Consider the following 18,635-nt stretch of genomic DNA (forward strand, 5'->3'; position numbering starts at 1 on the left):
CGCCATGGCCATCCGCGTCCAGCTAGATCGTATCCTCCTCGAACGGCGCATGTCGCTGACCGAGCTGGCCGACCGCGTCGGCGTGACTCTCGCCAACCTGTCGATCCTCAAGACCGGCAAGGCCCGCGCCATCCGGTTCACGACGCTGGACGCCCTGTGCCGGGAGCTGAACTGCCAGCCGGGCGATCTGCTGGTCCAGACGCCCGGACCGCAGGATCCGGGCTCCGACGAGGACGCTGACGGGACCGCGCCCGGCACGACATGAGCCGCCGCGACGACCTGAGCCCCGACGACCGCCGCATCTGGGCCCGCGTCGCCGGTTCGGTCACGCCCGCGAAACCGAAGAAGGCGCCCCGGATCATTCCCGGCGCCGCCATTATCGATCCGCCTGCCGCGCCGCATCCGAAGGGCGTTGCAAGGACACGGAGCGCGCCCCTGCCATACGCGCCCTCCGTCGCTCCAGCCCGTCCCCGCGGCCTGCCCGAGGAACTGGAGCCGCGCCGCCAGCGCCGGCTGTCGCGCGAACGCGATCCCATCGAGGCGCGGATCGACCTGCACGGCTTCGGCCGTTTCCAGGCGCAGGATGCGCTGACGGCCTTCCTGCTGGGGGCGCAGGCGCGAGGCTATCGCTCGGTGCTCGTCATCACCGGTCAGGGCCGCCGGGGCGGGACCGGGGTGATCCGCGCCTCGGTCCATGAATGGCTGCAGGGACCGGCGCTGAGGGGCGTGGTCTCGGGTTTCGCTTCGGCCGCCCGCCATCACGGCGGCGACGGGGCGCTGTATGTGACGATCAGGCGGGGTTGAGCGTCAGGCCGGCGTTCTTCGCCAGCGCTTCCAGCGACGTCATCGGACGCGGACCCCAGTGGGCGATGACCTCCGAAGCGGCCAGCGAGCCGAGCTTGCCGGCGTCCTCCAGAGACAGGCCGCGCGCCAGACCCAGCAGGAAGCCTGCGGCGTACTGGTCTCCGGCGCCCGTGGTGTCGACGACCTTGTCGACCGGGAAGGCCGCGACGGGGACGCGCTCGTCGCCCGACACGACCACCGAACCGTCGGCGCCCCGCGTGATGGCGGCGACCTCGACCATGGAGGCCAGACGGGTCGCTGCGGCGTCGAAGTCCTCGGTTTCGAACAGGGCCGCCAGTTCGCCCTCATTGGCCAGGACGATGTCGGCCGAGGCTTCGATGAAGGCCAGCAGTTCGGCGCGCCAGCGAGCGACGACGAAGGTGTCGGACAGGGTGATGGCGACCTTGCGCCCGGCGGCGTGGGCGGCGGCGGCGGCGGCCTCGAAGGCGGCGCGCGCCGGAGCCGGGTCGAACAGATAGCCTTCCAGATAAACGATGGCCGAGGCGCCGATCAGATCGGTGTCGATGTCGGCGGCCTCCAGCTGGTTGGCGGCGCCCAGGAAGGTGCACATGGTGCGCTGGCCGTCGGGCGTGACATTGATCATGCAGACGCCGGTGGCGAGGCCCGAGGCGGCGCCGTCCTTCAGCGGGGGCGTCTCGAAGGCGACGCCGGCGGCGCGGATGTCATGTGTGAAGACGCCGCCCAGGGTGTCGTCGGCCACCTTGCCGATATAGGCGGCGCGACCGCCGAAGGAGCCGACGCCGGCGACCGTGTTGCCGGCCGAACCGCCCGAGGCTTCGACGCCGGCGGCCATGGCGGCGTAGAGCGCTCCGCTCTGCTGCGCATCGACCAGCTGCATCGAGCCGGCGGTCAGGCCCTGGGCGGTCAGGAAGGACGGGTCGCAGGGGGCGAGGACGTCGACGATCGCATTGCCGACGGCGCAGACATCATAGGAGGGGGCTTGGGTCATGGGCCGCCCATAGCCGACCCCCGGCCGCGCGTCACTAAAAACCCATAAGGAAAACCTTATGCATTTGTCGTCGGTTCGCTAAGACGCGATCATGACCGAAGTCGCCGTCCTGACCCCCGATCCGTCCGACCCCTCCTACGCCGGCCAATGGCCGGGCGTGCTGGAGCGGCTGGGTGAAGCCCTGTCGCTGGCCGGGATCACCGTCGCGCCAACGCCGTGGACAGAGCATGTTGTCGACGCCTCGGCGTTGAGGCGGTTCTCGCTGGTGCTGCCCCTGATCGTCTGGGGCTATCACCGCGACCATGACCGCTGGATGCAGGCCTGCGCGACCTGGGCCGACGCCGGGCTGACCATGCTGAACCCGCCGTCAGTGCTGGGCTGGAATTCGGACAAGAGCTATCTGCGACGGCTGGCCGACAAGGGCATTGCCATGCCCGCCACAGTCTGGATCGACAGCCCGACGCAGGCCGATGTCGATGCCGCCTTCGACCGCTTCGGGGCGGATCTGCTGGTGGTCAAGCCGCGCATTTCCGGCGGGGCGTGGAAGACGCTGCGTCTATCCCGCGGCGACCGGTTGACCGACGCGCCGCAGGGTCCGGCGATGATCCAGCCCTATCTGCCGACCATCGAGACAGAGGGCGAAACCTCGCTGCTGTTCTTCGGCGGAAAGCTGAGCCACGTCGTCAACAAACGCCCCGTGCCCGGCGAGTTCCGGGTGCAGGTCCAGTACGGCGGCGGCTACACCGCCCTGCCAGAACCGCCGGCGGGCGCGTTGGTTCTGGCGAAAGCGACGCTGGCGGCGCTAGGCGAGGATTTGCTGTACGCCCGCATCGACATGGCTCCCGACGCCGACGGCCGCTGGCTGTTGATGGAGGCTGAGCTGATCGAGCCGGACTTCTATCTGGGATCGGCGCCCGACAAGGGACTCGCCTTCGCTGAGGCGGTTCGATCCCGATTGGCCTGAGATTCAGGCCGCCTCGCCCATCGCCACCAGATCCAGCCGAGACGGGCACAGGTCGCTGATCAGACAGGCGCTGCATTTCGGCCGGCGCGCGGTGCAGGTGTAGCGGCCGTGCAGGATCAGCCAGTGGTGGGCCTTGGGCAGCCATTGCTCGGGCACGACCTTGAACAGTTGGGCCTCGACCTTGTCGGGGGTGGCGGCATTGGCCAGACCCAGACGGTGCGAGACGCGGAAGACGTGGGTGTCGACCGCGATGGCGGCCTCGATCCCCAGTTCGTTCAGGACCACGCTGGCGGTCTTTCGGCCCACGCCGGGCAGGGCCTGAAGGTCGGCGCGGTTCAGCGGCACCTCGCCGCCGTGCTGCTCCAGCACGATCCGGCTCAGGGCGATGACGTTCCTCGCCTTGCCGCGGTAGAGGCCGATCGAGGCGATGTACGGAACCAGTCCCTCTTCGCCGAGCGCCAGCATCTTCTCCGGGGTGTCGGCGACCCTGAAGAGCTTGTCGGTCGCCTTGTTGACCGAGACGTCCGTGGCCTGGGCCGACAGGGCGACGGCGACGACCAGGGTGTAGGGGCTGGAGAAATTCAGTTCGGTCTTCGGCTCGGGCATGACCGTCGACAGCCGGTCGAAGATGGCGTCGACCCGGTCCTCGTCAGGCGGCCAGCCGAGCGTCGGGATGACCGCGCCGGTCATGACTGCGGGGCGTTTGACCGGCGGTTTCGAACGGGCCTTGGGCGGCTTCATGCCTCGTCGTCGCCGCGGCCGCGGCCAGGGTCAAGTCCCAGCGCCGACAGCGCCTGACGCGCTGCCCGCTCGCCCTCCATCCAAGCCCCGTGAGCCGTGCCGTAAAAGGCTTCAGCCGTCGCTTCTCCCGCGAAGAACAGCCGGTTCTCGACCGCCTCGCGCAGCCGCGTACGATCATCCGCATGGCCGGGCAGGGCATGGGAATAGGCGCCCATGGACCACGGCTCGGCGCCCCACATGGAGGCGGCGACCGGGGCGAGGCGGCGGCGCATGTTCGAGCCCAGCAGATGGACCAGTTCGTCCGAGGCGAAAGCGAAGAAGGCGGCCTCGCCCTCGGCCTCAAGCGCGCGGGCGATGTCGCCGCCGAACCAGCCCTCGATCATGGGCCGACCGAAGGGACGCAGGTGATAGCCGCCGGTCTCGGCCGTGTCGGAACGCCCCCACAGCTGGCTGTCCTTGGGGAAGTCGTCGGCGCCCTCGACCGTCATATGCAGTTTGGACGCCAGCCCCAGCGGCACGCCAGCGGCGGCCTCGACCAGGGCCGGAAGCGGCGGGTCGAAACGCAGGGACTCGCGGGCGATCAGATCCGTCGGGACGGTGACGATGACGGCGCGCGCCTCGACCGTCCCCTTCGCCGTCAGCAGCTTCAGGACCGGACCGGTGCGGTCGATACAGGCGACCGGACAGTCGGAGACGACGGGCAGTCCGGCGCCCAGGGCGGCGATCATCCGCCCATAGCCCTCGGCCACGCGCCAGTTCACCCCGGTGTCGCGGTAGGCGTCGTAGTCGCTGATCGAGACCTCGGCGAACCGGGCCCCGTTCAGGGCGCCGGAGATGGCGTCCATGCGCGGGTTCCAGCGGTCGTCCGGTTCGAACAGGGTCGAGGCCGGCCCCTCCTCGCCGCGGTCCGCGGCCTCGGCCAGCCGCGCTTCGAAGGCGGCGAAGGCGGTGCGGAACTCCGCCTGTTCGGCCGACGACATCTCGTGGTTGAAGGCCTGGCTTTCCCACGGCGGCGGCGTCCGGTCGACGGTGAAGCCCTGCGCCTCCGCCATGCCGGCCAGCACGTTCTCGTCGGCCGAGTGCAGCCAGCCGCAGCCCATGTCGAGGCCGGTTCCGTTCATGTCGATGGTATGCGCCCGACCGCCGATCCGGTTCCGCGCCTCGAGCACCACGACTTCCAGCGGCGCGCCCGCCAGGGCCCGAGCGGCGGCGATGCCGGCGGCGCCAGCGCCGATTATGGCGACATCGACGGAGGACGGCGGGCGGGCTGCGGACATCACGAACTCCAAACGATCCGAAACAAGACGTGTTGGACCGCCGAAACAAGCGTTCTTGATTTTTGGACACTATCGTCCATTTTAACGCCGTCCTCCCCGACACACCTTCCTTCGAGCATCCCAATGGCCCTGTCGCCCGCGTTGAAAAAACGCCTTCCCCTGATCGTCGGCGCCGTCGTCGCCGTGGCCGTCGTCATCGGCGGTGTGGTCTGGTGGCAGGGCAAGCAGCGGTGGGAGGCGACCGACAACGCCTTCGTCGCCGCCGACACCACCGAGGTCAGCCCCCAGATCGACGGCTATGTCGTCGAGGTGCTGGTGGCCGACAACCAGCGTGTGGAGCCCGGCCAGATCCTGATCCGGCTGGACGACGCCAATGCGCGCGCCGCCCTGACCCAGGCCGAGGCCAATCTGGCCTCGGTGATCGCCGCCGTCGGCAATGTCGACGCCCGCGCGGCCCAGGAACAGGCCCTGATCGCCTCGCGCGCCGCGGGCGTGGCGCAGGCGCAGGCCCAGGCCGATCTGGCCCGGCAACAGGTCGACCGCTACGGCAAGCTGGCCGAGCAGGGCTGGGTCTCGCAACAACGCATCCAGTCCGAACAGGCCGGCGCGCGCACGGCGCAGGCGACGGTCGCAGAAGCGCAGGCGGCGCTGGTCGCCGAACAGCGCACCGCCGGCGTGCTGGGCTCGACCCGCAGCCAGAGCCTGGCCGCCGTCGATGTCGCCCGCGCCCAGGTCGAACAGGCCCGCATCGCGCTGGACCGCACCGTCATCCGCGCGCCGGTCGGCGGCGTGATCGGCGCGCGCGGCGTGCGCGTCGGCCAGTACGTCCGTCCGGGCGGCCAGATCCTGTCGATCGTGCCGCTGGGCGACGCCTATGTGGTCGCCAACTTCAAGGAGACCCAGGTCGACCGCCTGCGCATCGGCCAGACGGTCGAGATCAGCGCCGACGCCTTCCCGGGCGAGCATCTGACCGGTCACATCGACAGCTTCTCGCCGGCCACCGGTTCGGAGTTCGCCCTGATCCCGATCGAGAACGCGACCGGCAACTTCACCAAGATCACCCAGCGCGTGCCCGTACGCATCCGCGTCGACCACGCTTCGGCGGCGGCGCTGCGGCCCGGCCTGTCGGTCGAGGTCAAGGTCGATCTGAAGAGCCGCGGCGGACTCAACTTCGCCCAGGCCGCGACCGGGACCGTGACCACGGCCGCCGCGAACACGGGCGTCGCGGTCCAGTGACCGCCGCCGCCCCCGCGGCGGTCGGAGCAGGCGCGCCGCCGGCCGAGCCGAAGATCAACTGGACGATCCTGCTGCTGGGCTTCGCCGGCATGGTGATCGGCCAGTTCATGGCCATCCTCGACATCCAGATCGTGGCCTCGTCCCTGCCGCAGATCCAGGCCGGGGTCGGNATCCTGCTGCTGGGCTTCGCCGGCATGGTGATCGGCCAGTTCATGGCCATCCTCGACATCCAGATCGTGGCCTCGTCCCTGCCGCAGATCCAGGCCGGGGTCGGGGCTTCGGCCGACGAGATCAGCTGGATCCAGACCGCCTATCTGATCCCCGAGGTCGTGATGATCCCCCTGTCGGGATATCTGTCGCGGCTGTGGGGAACGCAGAAGGTGTTCCTCGTCTCCTGCACCGGCTTCATGCTGATGAGCGTGGCCACGGGCCTGTCGTCGTCGATCGACGCCATGATCTTCTTCNGGGGAACGCAGAAGGTGTTCCTCGTCTCCTGCACCGGCTTCATGCTGATGAGCGTGGCCACGGGCCTGTCGTCGTCGATCGACGCCATGATCTTCTTCAGGGCCCTGCAGGGCTTCGTCGGCGGGGCCATGATCCCCACCGTCTTCGCCGTCGCCTTCACCGCCTTCCCTCCCGACAAGCGCATCACGGCCAGCGTCGTCATGGGCCTGATCGTGACCTTGGCCCCGACCGTCGGACCGACGCTGGGCGGACACCTGACCGAATGGCTGAGCTGGCGCTGGCTGTTCTTCATCAACGTCCCGCCCGGACTGCTGGTGCTGTTCCTCGTCGGCCGCTACGCCAATTTCGACAAGGGCGATCCGTCGCTGGCCAAGGGGTTCGACTGGTGGGGCCTCGGCCTGATGGCGACCTTCCTGATGAGCCTGCAATTCGTGCTCGAGGAAGGGTCGAAGAACGACTGGTTCTCCGATGATTTCATCCTGTGGCTGGCCGTTCTGGCCGCCATCACCGGGCCGGCCTTCATCTGGCGGTCGCTGACCTACCACAACCCCGTGGTCGAGCTGCGGGCCTTCACCAACCGGAACTTCATGGTCGGGGTGGTGATGACCTTCACCGTCGGCGCGGCCCTGTTCGGCGGCACCTTCCTGCTGCCGCTGTTCCTGTCGCGGGTGCGCGAATATTCGGCGGCCGAAGTGGGCACGACCATGGTCGTCTCGGGTCTGGCCATGTTCGCCACGGCGCCCTTCGCCGGCCGTCTGGTGCGCAAGGTCGATGCGCGCATTCTCATGTTCGGCGGCTTCATGCTGTGCGCATGGGGCATGTGGGACGCCCATGCGGTGACCAGCGAATGGGGCTTCTGGCAGTTCGCCGGGGTTCAGGCCCTGCGCGGCGCCGGGGTGATGATGGCGATGATCGCGGCCCAGCAGGTGACGATGTCGACCCTGCCGCCGCACATGGTCAAGAACGCCTCGGGGCTGGTGAACCTGTCGCGCAATGTCGGCGGGGCTTTCGGGCTGGCCTTGCTCAACACCTCCCTGACCACCAACACCGCCTCACACATGAGCGAGCTGACCCAGAACATCTCCGTGACCCACGGCGGCATGCAGGCCATGTTGGCCGGGATGCAGGAGCGGTTCGCCGGGTCGATCGATCCAGCGGGGGCGGCGATGAAGGCGATCTCGGGCATGCTGTATAAACAGGCGACGACGCTGGCGTTCGGCGACGCCTTCGCCATGCTGGCGGTGGGCTGCGCCTTTGCGGCCTTCGTCACCCTGTTCTCGCGCCCGGCCAAACCCGCCGCGAGCGCACCGCCGCTGGACGCTCACTGATGCCCCGCATCGCCGGACAGATCGACGAGACCAAGACCGAGGCCATCCTGGACGCGGCCCTGGCCCTGTTTTCGGAGAAGGGCTCCCTGACCTCGATGGACGCCATCGCGCGCCGGGCCGGGGTGTCGCGCCAGACCCTGTACAACCGCTTCCCGTCCAAGGTGGAGATCGGCCGGGCGCTGGCGGCCCGCCGCTCCGACGCCATCAGCGCGCCGCTGCGGACCGGCGGCGACCCGGAGACGGTGCTGACGGCGATGGCCGCGGGCATGCTGGAAAAGCTGCTGGCGAAGACGGCGGGCTCGTCGATGCGCGGCGTGGCCCTGCTGTCCCCGACCGATCCGGAGCTGGCCGGGGCCATCTATCAGGCAGGCCCCGCCGAGGGCCTGCGCCGCCTGTCCGCCTGGCTGACCGAACAGGACGGCAAGGGACTGCTGGGCGTGCCCGATCCCGACGCGGCGGCCGAGATGTTCGCGGGCATGGTGCTGGGGCACGGCCACCTGCGCGGCGTGCTGGGGATTGAGCATCCTGCTTTCGACGTGGAGTCCCGCGCCGCCGAGGCCGCCCGGCGTTTTCTGCGCGCGTTCGCCGTCTGAGACGGTTGGCCTGCCCGCCCAATCGGAATAGACCGCGCCTGACCTGACCGGAGCGTTCCCATGCTGATCCACTTCTCCTCATGGCCCGAGATCGATGCGCGGCTGAAGACGACGAAGACCGTCGTCGTGCCCATCGGCTCGAACGAACAGCACGGCCCGACCGGTCTGCTGGGCACCGACTGGATGTGCCCCGAAATCATCGCCCACGCGGCCGAGGCGCAGGACGAGACTCTCGTGGTCGCCCCGACCTTCAACATCGGCATGGCCCAGCATCATCTGGCCTTCGCGGGCACCATCAGCCTGCGGCCGTCGACCTTCATGGCCGCCATCACCGACTGGGTCTCGTCGCTGAGCCGGCACGGCTTCGAGCGGATCTATTTCCTCAACGGTCACGGCGGCAACGTCGCCACCATCGAGGCGACCTTCGCCGAGATCTACGCCGAATGGAGCTTCGTCGAGGAGCAGCCGCCATTCGTGCTGAAGCTGAAGAACTGGTGGGATCTGCCGGGGGTGCACGGCCTGTGCAATCGCATGTTCCCGACCGGCCACGGCATGCACGCCACGCCCTCCGAGATCGCGGTGACCCAGGCCGCCTGGCCGGATCGCATCAAGACGGCCGACTACAGTCCGCAGATCGCGCCCAGCGGCCCGATCCGCGACGCCCTAGATTATCGGGCGCGCTTCCCTGACGGCCGCATCGGCTCGGACCCGGCGCAGGCCAGCCCCGAGAAGGGACAGAGCATCATCGACGCGGCGGTCCCGGCCCTGCTCAAGGATGTGGCCGACTTCTCGGCCGAGGTCTTGCCGGGCGTCTGAAAGCGGCCCAAGGCTTGCCCATGACCCAGTTCGACAAAGCCATCAAAACCGGCCGCCGCCTGACCCGCGACGGCGCGCGGGCGGCCAGCACCGCCCTGTCCGGCGGGGAGATGCTGCAGGCGGCGGGCGACGTGATCAACGCCCGCATGGAGATCATGGCCGCGGGCATGACAGATCCGCGCAAGATCGACCTGAAGGAAATGTCGCTGATGAGCACCGAAAAGGTCGAGGCGACATCGGCGGGCGGGTCGGCTCCAGCGTCATGACGGAAGCGGGGCTGGCCTCAAAGGCCGCGACCTCCATCGCCTCGGCCTCGACCCCGGCGGCGGCGATGCAGGCGCAATACAGCTACGCCGTCGGCTGGTGGAGCCGCGCGGCGACCCGGATGCTGACCATGAACAGCGCCCTGCTGAAGGGTCAGGCCGACGCCCTGCGCCCGATCCACCACACTGCCGTCGCCAATGCGAAGCGGCTGAAGAAAGCTACCTGAACGGCGGCTCGTCGAAGGCGCGCAGTTTGCGCGAATGCAGGCGGTTGCCCTCGGCGCGCAGCAGGTCGATGGCGTGGATGCCGATCTGCAGGTGTTCCGAGATCGAACCTTCGTAGAAGCGGTTGGCCTGCCCCGGCAGCTTGATCTCGCCGTGCAGCGGCTTGTCCGAGACGCAGAGAAGCGTCCCGTAAGGCACGCGGAAGCGGTAGCCCTGGGCGGCGATGGTGGCGGATTCCATGTCGATGGCCACGGCCCGGCTCTGGTTGAAGCGCAGCGCCGATTTGGAATAGCGCAGCTCCCAGTTCCGGTCGTCCGTGGTCACCACCGTGCCGGTGCGCAGGCGCCGCTTGACCTCTTCGCCCGGCGCGCCGGAGACGATCTTGGCGGCGTCGTACAGGGCGCGCTGGACCTCGGCGATGCTCGGAATCGGGATGTCGGGCGGCAGCACCGCGTCCAGCACGTGGTCGTCGCGCAGATAGGCGTGGGCCAGCACATAATCGCCGATGCTCTGCGACGGACGCAGGCCGCCGCAGTGGCCGATCATCATCCAGGCGTGGGGCCGGGTCACGGCGAGGTGGTCGCAGATGGTCTTGGCGTTGGACGGGCCGACGCCGATGTTGACCAGGGTGATGCCCTTCCAGCCCGGCGCCGTCAGGTGATAGGCGGGCATCTGGTGCTTCTTCCAGGCCGCGTCCATGACGGCGGTTTCCGGGTTTGGCGTGTCGCGCGTGATCTCGATGCCGCCGGCGCAGACCAGCTTCTCATAGGCGCTGTTCGGATCCGCGATCTGGGCGCAGGCCCAGCGCACGAACTCGTCGACGTAGCGGTTGTAGTTAGTGAAGAGGATGTAGCTCTGCACGTCCTCGACCGGCGTGCCCGTGTAGTGGCGCAGGCGGGCCAGGGAGAAGTCGGTGCGCAGGCCGTCGAACTGGGCCAGCGGAAAGTCCTTGTCCAGATCGAACAGGCCGTCCGAAATCTCGTCGCCGATGTGGGCCAGATCGGTGGTCGGGAAATACCGCGCGACCGCGGCCGTCTGGCTGCGGTCGAGGGCGACGTCCGAGCCGTCCATCACATAGGGGAAGGGGATTTCCTGCTCCGACGGGCGCACGTCGAAGGTAGCGCCGTAGTCGGCTTCCAGCAGGGTCAACTGCTCCAGCAGATAGGGGCGGTACAGGTCCGGCCGGGTGATGGTGGTCGAATAGACGCCGGGGCGGGACATGCGGGCGAAGGCGCGCTGCTCCAGATTGGCCGGCCGTTCGCCGAACCAGCTGACCCTGAGTTCAGGATAGGAGAACAGGCCTTTGGCCCGGGCCTCGGAATCGGCGCGTTCGCCGGTCCGGAGGAAGGTCCCCACCGCGGTGCGCAGGTTGGAGACGGACTGGTTGTAGAGTTCTTCGAGACGGTCCAGCGCCGCCGTTGGGTTCATCGTTTCTGTCATGGCCTCCTCTAGCGGAAGATCGTGACCTTGGCGAGACGGCCACGCTTTGCGTGGCCTTCTTCCTTGTTGCGCTATGCTCGCGACGCGGTCGCTCGCGGCTTGAGCGCTAGCCCAGTTCGCGATGCAGGAAGGCCGTCACGTCGTCCAGCACCGGCGCCTTCCTGCGGAAAAGGGGCGAGAAGGTCGCGATCAGGTCGGCGTGGTTCAGCCCGGGGTAAAGCTTCGCCTCGCAGCGCCCGCCGACCGCCTTCATCCGGTCGCACAGGATGGTCGTGTCCTCGGCGTGGACGACCACATCGTCGGTCCCGTGGCCCAGCCAGAGCGGCGGAGCGTCCGCGCGGGCGAAGGTGACGGGCTGGGTCAGGGTCGGGTCCGGAACACGGCCGAAGGCGTTGATCGAGGCGGGCACGTCGAACGGCAGGAAGTCATAGGGGCCCGCCAGACCCGCCGCCGCCTTGATGAGGTCCGGCGCGCCCGCCGCGAGCATGTAACGGCGGTCCAGCGCGATCATCATGGCCAGATGGGCGCCGGCGGAATGGCCGATGACGCCCAGCCGGGCGGGGTCAGCGCCGTACCGCGCGGCAATCCGACCCGCCATGGCGGTCGCCGCCGCCGCATCCTCGATGAAGGACGGGAAATGGACCTGGGGAACCAGCCTGTAGTCCGGCGTGGCCACCACAAACCCCCGCGCCGCCAGCGCCTGGGCGGCCCAGGCGTAGAGCTGCCGCTCGCCGCTGTCCCAGCCGCCGCCGTAGAAGAAGACCAGCAGCGGCCACGGCCGCTCGCCCGCCTCGGTCGGGGCGTGGACGTCCATCTTCTGCCGGGGGTGGTCGCCATAGGCGATGTCGCGGCCCACGCGCCTCACGCCGCGGTCGCGCGGACCGAGATTGTTCAGCATGCCGAGCGGCGAACAGGCCGAGGCGATCAGGCCGAGAGCGGGGGCGAACAGGCCTCTGCGGGTCATGCATTCCCTGAAATCAGACGGAGACCTGTCCAGATACGCACAGAAGGCCGATCCGGCTCAACCGGGCGCGGACTTATCGTGCGCCGGAGATCAGGGCCCCGCAGTTGGCGTCCTTGGCCAGACCCGGATCGACGAAGGGCAACAGGGCCACCAGCGGGTTGACCAGGGCGCCCAGCACAGCGCCCAGACCGACCTGCCCGGCGACCGCCGCACTGTCGATGCCGATCTTCGGCGCCGTCAGCGGACCGCTGATCGTAATCGGCGACCAAAGGCGGATCAGACGCGGCGACTTGGTCTCGCCGTCGATGCGGAGGTTCATGGTCTCGGCGCCGAGATCGATCGTGCCTGTCCCCTTGGCCAGCACAGGCGTGGTGTCGATGACAAAGGTCCGGGCCGTGGCCGTCCCGCCGCTGACCGTGAAATCAGCCACAGCGCAGCGGATTTCCGACGTCCCGGTGTCGCCGGACAGCAGCTTGCCCAGACCGGCGGTGACATTGATGCCCAGCAGCTCGGCGAAGGCGGCGCGCATCTGACCCTGCGGCACGACCAGGCTGAGCGTGCCCTTGGAGTTACCCGCGAAATCGTGGATCGAGGCGCCCGAGCCTTCCAGCTTCGCCCGTCCGATGGCGCGTCCGGTGACGGTCGGCGCGCCGTTGCGCGCCGGGATGATGGACTCCAGCGGGTAGCCGCGCAGACGGAAGTCGACGGTCGAATAGGGAATCTTTTTAGTGGCGTTGATGCGCGCTGTTCCGTCCAGCTCGCCGCGATTGAAGTCGAAGGCGACAGGGTCGAGATTCAGGATCCCGTCCTTGAGCTGGGCGCCCAGATTGACCCGGCGTACGTCCAGTTCGTTGCGCTTCACCTGACCGGCGCGATAGGTCAGCGTGCCGTCCATGACCCGCAGACGTTCGACGTTCAGCGGGGCGTCCGGCAGCAGCCGGCCCGGCGCGCCGGAGGTCACCACCGTATCGCCCGATGCGGTGACGCGCGGCGCGCCGCCCAGCACCGAGGCCAGGTCATCGAGGTCCAGCAGGCGGGAGTAGAGTTGCGCCTGAACCCGGCGGCGGTCGCCGACCTTGTCGACAGTGAGGTCGCCCGACAGGTCGGAGGATCCGACCCGGCCGCTGAAGTCGTTGAAGGTGAAGACGTTTTCGTTGCGCGTAAGCTTGCCGCTGAGCCGGTACGGAGGCGTGTTGGGCGTGGTGATTCCGGTCAGCAGATAGAGGTCGGCCAGGTCGCGGCCGCGCAGGCTGAGGGTCGAGGTGAACTGGCCCAGATCGAACGGCCGCGTGATCGAACCGTCCGCGACGAGGGTCGAACCGACGCCGGACAGCTCGGCCTTGAAGCCGTAGGGCTGGTCGCGCTTGATATTGATGAAGGGCCCGCCGCGCACCGACAGGGTCAGGGGCGTGCCGTTGATGGTGCCCTGGCCGTCCAGATGGAAGCCGGCCGTTCCATCCGTGCCTTCGCGGGCGTTGACGGTCGCGTTCAGCCGGATCTTGCGGCCCTGCTCGTCCAGAAACACCTTGCCGTCGCGGATAACCAGATTGTTGATCGGCGGCAGCTTCATCGGGCCGGTGTCGGGCTTGTCCGGGTCCAGCACCCAGCTTCTGCGGCCGTCTGCGGTCGAGATCAGCACGACCTCGGGGCGGGTGATTTGCACAAGCGGCATCTCGACCTGGCCTGAGAGCAGCGGCAGGAAGCGCACCGAGGCCAGGGCGTCGGGAACGACGAGCGTGTCCTTTTCCTTCGCCCAGTCCGGCCCGCCGACGCGCACGCCGCGGATGTGGGCCGACGGCGTCCAGCTGAACAGCTTCACGTCCAGATCGCCCTGCAGCACGATCTCCCGGTCGTATTTCGCCGAGGCCCAGCGGCCGATCGGTCCTCTCAGCCAGTTCCACTCGAACAGCATCAGGAAGACGACCACCGCAGCGATCAGCAGCAGGGTGACCGTGGCGGCGATCTGCTCAGGCCGGCCGGGGCGGCGGAAGCTGGTATAGACGGCGTCATTGGTCCGGATCCAGTCGCGCCGGTCTTTCGCCCACGCGCCCGCCGGAACCAGGGCACGGTCACGCACCACCAGCCAGTTCGGATGGTCTTTCAAGGGGTTGGACACACGCGGTACTCCGTCGAACCACCCACAACGCGCGAAGCGGCGGAAAGGCTCAGACGGAGTCCGGATCGAGGGTTTTTACGGCGCGGGCTTCAGATATTTGTCCAGCCAGCCGAACACCTCATTGTGCCATTGCAGGCTATTGGCCGGCTTCAGCACCCAGTGGTTCTCGTTCGGGAAGAACAACAGACGGCTTTCGACGCCGCGGCGCTGCAGAGCGGTGAAGGTCGACAGACCCTGCGAGGTCGGGATGCGGAAGTCCAGGTCGCCCTGCACCACCAGCATCGGAGTCTTCCACTGGTCGACGTGGTGGACGGGGTTGAAGGCCTCGTAGCCGCGCGGGTTGTCGTAGTGGGTGCCGCCGTATTCCCACTCGGTGAACCACAGCTCCTCGGTGCCATAGGCCATGCCGCGGATGTCGAAGACGCCGTCGTGATTGACCAGGCATTTGAACTCATCGGCCCATTTGCCGGCGATCCAGTTGATCATATAGCCGCCGTACGAGGCCCCGAGGGCGCAGGCGTTGTCGCCGTCGAGGAAGCTGTAGCGCTCCTGAGCGGCGGCCCAGCCCTTCTGCAGGTCTTCCAGCGGGCGGTCGCCCCAGTGCTGGCTGATCGAGTCGGTGAAGGCCTGGCCGTAGCCGGTCGAGCCGTGGAACGTAGGTCTCGGGATTCCAGCGGTAGGACCAGCCATTGCCGAACGAACCCTGGGGTCCGCCGTGGATCAGGAAGGCGACCGGATATTTCTGTCCCTCGACATAGTTGGCCGGCTTGATGACATGGCCGTAGACGGTTTCGCCGTTCCAGCCCGCGAAGCTGAACTGCTCGGCTTCGCCGAAGGTCTGGCTGTCCAGCTGCGGGTTCACATTGGTGATCTGCCGCGGCATCTCGCGGCCGCGGAAGGTTTTGACGAACAGCTCGCTGGGACGGGTCAGCGTGTCCTGGGCGTAGACGAAGCCCGACGGCGTCTGGGCGAAGGCCGAGACGTGTCCCGGTCCCGTGACCGGGGTGACCGCGCCGTTGCGCGTGTCGACGGCGAAGATGCGCGTCTGACCGATATCGCCGGCGGTTACATAGACGGTGTTTCCGTCCCGCGACCACTGCAGGCTGTCGGCGGAGCGATCCCAATTGGCCGCGATCTGGCGCGTCTGGCCCGTGGCGACGTCGCGCAGGAAGATGGCGTATTTGTCGGCCTCAAAGCCCGGGCGGGCCATGGCGCGATACGCCATCGTGCGGCCGTCCGGCGAGAAGACGGGGCCGGTGTCCCAGGCGTCGTTGGCGTCTGTCAGGTTCTCGAACGTGCCGTCGCCTGACAGGCCGTTGGTGCGCCACAGGTCGAAATTGGTGCTCCACGGCTCGCTCTTGCCGGCGAGGCGGGCCGAGAAGACGATCGACTGACCGTCCGGGGCGAAGGTGAATTCACTCTCGTCGCCGAACGGCTTGGAGGGGGTGTCGCCGTCGAAGCCTTTGGTGACGTGGACCGGCGTCCCCGTGGCGCGGCCGTTGGCGCCGATCGACTGGACAAACAGGTGGTTCTGGGTGCCGTCCGCCCAGGTGTCCCAGTGGCGCACGAACATGCGGTCATAGACCTGGCCGGTCGAGGGATCGTCAGCGACCGACTTGGCGCGGTCCACGGTGCAGGCGATGTCGCCGCATTCGGGGAAGACGGCCAGCGACACGGCGACCTTGTCCGCGCCCGGGCTCAGCCGGTAGGCGTTGACGTCCAGCGGCAGGTCGGTGACTTGCACGGGGCCCGTCCCGTCGGCGTTGGCGCGCCAGACCTGGCTGTTCCCGGAACGGCCCGACAGGAAGTACAGTTTGCCGTCCGAACCCCAGCGTGCGGTGTTGGCGCCGCCCTCGCTGATCGCCAGCCTGCGGCCTTCTCCGCCGTCGCGCAGGTCCATGATGTACAGCGAGCCGGCGCGGCGATTGGCGGCGACGTCCGTCGTGGTCACGGCGTAAACGACCCAGCGCCCGTCCGGCGACACCTGCGGATCGGCCAGCCGGTTGGCCGAGATCATGTCCTTGTAGTCGAAGGCGTCAGTCGCCTGCGCCGGGGGCGCCTCGGCCAGGGCGGGAACGGCCGCGAACAGGGCCAGGGCGGCGCTGGCGCCGGCAAGCAGGGAACGGTGACGCATGGGACGGTTTCCTCGGTGACTTTGTCGTCAATCTCGGTCGCTGGCGTAGCACCGCGCGACGAAGGGCGGAAGCAGGTCAGCGGGCGGCGGTGTGATCCGCTGTCCAGTTCAGGATCTCCTGCTGCCAGTCGATCCAGTTCCGCGGCTTCAGCACCCAGTGGTTCTCGTCCGGCACATGGACGAAGCGGCTCTCGATCCCGCGCCGCTGCAGGGCCGAGAACGTCCCCAGCCCCTGCTCCACCGGCACCCGGAAATCGCGCGAGCCGTGCAGCACCAGCATCGGCTTCGACCAGTCGCCCACAAAGGTGTTCGGGCTGAAGTCGCGATAAAGGTCGGCCCGTTCCCACGACGGGCCGCCGAACTCGGCGACGAAGGTGGCGATGTCCATGGCGTTCATCAGCTGGCCGACGTCGAACACCCCGGCGTGATTGACCAGACAGCGCCACGGCCCGTTCCACTTGCCGGCGATCATATTGACCATATAGCCGCCGTAGGAGGCGCCGAGCGCGCAGGCCCGGTCGCCGTCGATGAAGGGGTTGGCTGACAGCGCCTCCGCCCAGCCCTTCTGCAGATCCTCCAGCGGACGGTCGCCCCAGTGGTCGTTGATGGCGTCTGTAAAGGCCTGACCGAAGCCCGGCGACCCATGGAAATTGACCATCACCACCGCATAGCCGGCGCCCGTGTAGATCTGCGGGTTCCAGCGATAGCTCCAGCCGTCGGTCCATGGCGACTTGGGCCCGCCGTGGATCAGATAGACGGCCGGATAGCGCCGTCCCTCGACATAGCCGGTCGGCTTGAACACCCAGCCCTGCACGGCCTCGCCGTTCCAGCCGGAGAAGCTGAAGCTCTCGCCCTCGGGCAGATCGGTTCCGGCCAGGGCCTCGACATTATGCCGGGTCAGAACCTGCAGTTCCTTGCCCGCGGCGTCGACGATCTGCGCGGGGCCGCCGAAGCCTTCCTGCGACAATACCAGCCGGCCGCGCGTCTCGTCATAGGCCGAGACCGTGCCTTCTTCCGTCACCGCGTGCACCGCGCCCGTCCGGGCGTCGATCTCGAACAGCTTCTGCTGGCCGTTCTCGGCCGCGACAGCGTAGAGCGCCCGCCCGTCGGAACGCCAGCGCAGGGCGCCGGGGCCGCGGTCCCAGTCAGGCGTCAGGGCCCGGGCGTTCGAGCCGTCGGCGTTTCCGACCATGACCACGGCCTGATCGCCGAACACATTCTCGCGCCGCCCCGCCAGCCAGGCCAGCTGGCGTCCGTTCGGAGAGAAGACCGCATTGCTGTCGGGCGCCGGATTGCCGTCCGTCAGATTGACCGCCGGTCCGCCGTCCATCGAGGCGCTGTAGAGATCAAGGTCGTTGGTGAAGGCTTCCTCACGGCCCTGCATCTGGGTCGAGAACACCACGCGCCGCCCGTCCGGCGAGATGACGAACTCGCTGTCGTCGCCCAGCGGTCGCGCCGGGGTGTCGCCGTCCACGCCCGCCATCAGGTCGCGCGGCTCGCCCGCCGCCAGACCCGAGGCGTTCAGCGGCAGGGCGAACAGATGGCTGCGCCGCACGTCGTTCCAGCTGTCCCACGGGCGCAGCGGCAGCCGGTCATAGGTCCGCACCGTCGAAACCGCCGCCCCCTGCGCCTTCAGCCGGTCGCTGGTGCAGGCGAGGGTTCCGCAGTCCACGAAAACCGGCAGCGCCACGACCAGCATTCGTCCGTCCGGCGTCATGCGGAAGGCGGTGATGTCGAGCGGCAGGGTCGTCACCTGCACCGCCGCCCGGCCGTCGCGGTCCATGCGCCAGACCTGGCTGGAGCCGCCGCGCGATGACAGGAAATAGATCGCCTGCCCGTCAGGGCTCCAGCGCGCGCTCGACACGCCGCCGTCCGAGGCCGCCAGACGGCGGCTGGTCCCGTCAGCCTCGATCACCCAGGCGGCGCTGACACCCCTGTTGCCGCCCCAGTCGGTGGTTCGGACGGTGTAGAGAACCCGCGACCCATCGGGCGACAGGCGGGGATCAGCCACTCGCTCCATCATGGCCAGCTGGTCCAGGCTGAGGCCGCCCTCCGCCGTCGGCGCGACCACAGGCGCGGACGGCGTCGCCGCCGGCGCTGGCGCGGCGGTCTGGGCCAGCGCCCCCGCCGCGCCCGCCAGCCACAACAGCGCCGCCGCGCCGACCCGAAGTCCCGACCTGACCGCCATCTTCATCCCCTGAACGCCTGCGCCAGACTTAACACGCCCGCCGGTCCCGCCAAGCCGCTTGCCGAGCGGGCC

Annotated in this window: 15 protein-coding genes and 3 pseudogenes; 10 read left to right on the forward strand and 8 right to left on the reverse strand. The window is 68.7% G+C overall.

Annotated features, from left to right (window positions below):
* Positions 1 to 4 precede the first annotated feature (4 nt).
* The gene (locus tag ASD25_RS08320) at positions 5 to 265 is read left to right on the forward strand and encodes a helix-turn-helix transcriptional regulator (protein ID WP_056616167.1); all 261 of its coding nucleotides are present in this window, start codon (positions 5 to 7) and stop codon (positions 263 to 265) included.
* On the forward strand, positions 262 to 804 hold the full coding sequence (locus ASD25_RS08325; protein ID WP_056616170.1) for a Smr/MutS family protein: 543 nt from the start codon (positions 262 to 264) through the stop codon (positions 802 to 804). Before ASD25_RS08320 ends, ASD25_RS08325 begins: the two co-directional genes overlap by 4 nt.
* Here ASD25_RS08325 and ASD25_RS08330 read toward each other — a convergent pair.
* A complete protein-coding gene (locus ASD25_RS08330; protein WP_056616173.1) occupies positions 791 to 1,813 on the reverse strand; it encodes an adenosine kinase in 1,023 nt (340 codons plus the stop codon). The two genes, ASD25_RS08325 and ASD25_RS08330, sit on opposite strands and share 14 nt — an antisense overlap.
* Before the next feature lie 91 nt (positions 1,814 to 1,904).
* Between ASD25_RS08330 and ASD25_RS08335 the strand changes: the two genes are divergently transcribed.
* The gene (locus ASD25_RS08335) at positions 1,905 to 2,777 is read left to right on the forward strand and encodes a RimK family alpha-L-glutamate ligase (RefSeq protein ID WP_056616176.1); all 873 of its coding nucleotides are present in this window, start codon (positions 1,905 to 1,907) and stop codon (positions 2,775 to 2,777) included.
* 3 nt (positions 2,778 to 2,780) lie between these two features.
* Here the strand turns inward: ASD25_RS08335 and nth are convergent, their stop codons facing one another.
* A complete protein-coding gene (gene nth, locus ASD25_RS08340) occupies positions 2,781 to 3,518 on the reverse strand; it encodes an endonuclease III (RefSeq protein WP_056616178.1) in 738 nt (245 codons plus the stop codon).
* Positions 3,515 to 4,795 (reverse strand): NAD(P)/FAD-dependent oxidoreductase, encoded by a 1,281-nt coding sequence (locus tag ASD25_RS08345; RefSeq protein ID WP_056617096.1) that lies wholly within the window; start codon positions 4,793 to 4,795, stop codon positions 3,515 to 3,517. Before ASD25_RS08345 ends, nth begins: the two co-directional genes overlap by 4 nt.
* Positions 4,796 to 4,918: 123 nt before the next feature.
* Here ASD25_RS08345 and ASD25_RS08350 point away from each other — a divergent pair, with 123 nt between their 5' ends.
* From ASD25_RS08350 to ASD25_RS31825, 7 genes and pseudogenes are all read left to right on the forward strand, one after another.
* On the forward strand, positions 4,919 to 6,031 hold the full coding sequence (locus tag ASD25_RS08350) for an HlyD family secretion protein (protein WP_056616181.1): 1,113 nt from the start codon (positions 4,919 to 4,921) through the stop codon (positions 6,029 to 6,031).
* Positions 6,032 to 6,201: 170 nt separating this feature from the next.
* Positions 6,202 to 6,495, forward strand: a pseudogene (locus ASD25_RS31815) (MFS transporter); the annotation flags it as partial.
* Position 6,496: 1 nt separating this feature from the next.
* A pseudogene (locus tag ASD25_RS08355) lies at positions 6,497 to 7,824 on the forward strand (DHA2 family efflux MFS transporter permease subunit); the annotation flags it as partial.
* Positions 7,824 to 8,417 (forward strand): TetR/AcrR family transcriptional regulator, encoded by a 594-nt coding sequence (locus ASD25_RS08360; protein ID WP_056616184.1) that lies wholly within the window; start codon positions 7,824 to 7,826, stop codon positions 8,415 to 8,417. The pseudogene ASD25_RS08355 and the gene ASD25_RS08360, both read left to right, overlap by 1 nt.
* Positions 8,418 to 8,477: 60 nt before the next feature.
* Complete coding sequence (locus ASD25_RS08365) at positions 8,478 to 9,233, forward strand: creatininase family protein (protein ID WP_056616189.1); 756 nt, start codon at positions 8,478 to 8,480, stop codon at positions 9,231 to 9,233.
* 20 nt (positions 9,234 to 9,253) lie between these two features.
* On the forward strand, positions 9,254 to 9,499 hold the full coding sequence (locus ASD25_RS31820) for a hypothetical protein (protein WP_056616192.1): 246 nt from the start codon (positions 9,254 to 9,256) through the stop codon (positions 9,497 to 9,499).
* A complete protein-coding gene (locus ASD25_RS31825) occupies positions 9,496 to 9,723 on the forward strand; it encodes a hypothetical protein (protein WP_056616195.1) in 228 nt (75 codons plus the stop codon). The genes ASD25_RS31820 and ASD25_RS31825 overlap by 4 nt, the downstream gene beginning before the upstream one ends.
* On the opposite strand, the gene ASD25_RS08380 is transcribed toward ASD25_RS31825, so the two are convergent.
* From ASD25_RS08380 to ASD25_RS08400, 5 genes and pseudogenes are all read right to left on the reverse strand, one after another.
* Entirely contained in the window at positions 9,716 to 11,161 is a 1,446-nt protein-coding gene (locus ASD25_RS08380) for an AMP nucleosidase (protein ID WP_056616198.1), read from the reverse strand. The two genes, ASD25_RS31825 and ASD25_RS08380, sit on opposite strands and share 8 nt — an antisense overlap.
* Positions 11,162 to 11,267: 106 nt before the next feature.
* Positions 11,268 to 12,125 carry an alpha/beta hydrolase gene (locus tag ASD25_RS08385; RefSeq protein ID WP_056616200.1) on the reverse strand — a complete coding sequence of 286 codons (858 nt, stop codon included), beginning with the start codon at positions 12,123 to 12,125 and terminating at the stop codon, positions 11,268 to 11,270.
* Positions 12,126 to 12,198: 73 nt separating this feature from the next.
* A complete protein-coding gene (locus ASD25_RS08390; RefSeq protein ID WP_082572286.1) occupies positions 12,199 to 14,241 on the reverse strand; it encodes an AsmA family protein in 2,043 nt (680 codons plus the stop codon).
* A gap of 75 nt (positions 14,242 to 14,316) precedes the next feature.
* Positions 14,317 to 16,375: pseudogene (locus ASD25_RS08395) on the reverse strand (prolyl oligopeptidase family serine peptidase).
* A gap of 76 nt (positions 16,376 to 16,451) precedes the next feature.
* Positions 16,452 to 18,563 (reverse strand): S9 family peptidase, encoded by a 2,112-nt coding sequence (locus ASD25_RS08400; RefSeq protein WP_056616203.1) that lies wholly within the window; start codon positions 18,561 to 18,563, stop codon positions 16,452 to 16,454.
* Positions 18,564 to 18,635 lie beyond the last annotated feature (72 nt).

The organism is Brevundimonas sp. Root1423, assembly GCF_001426805.1.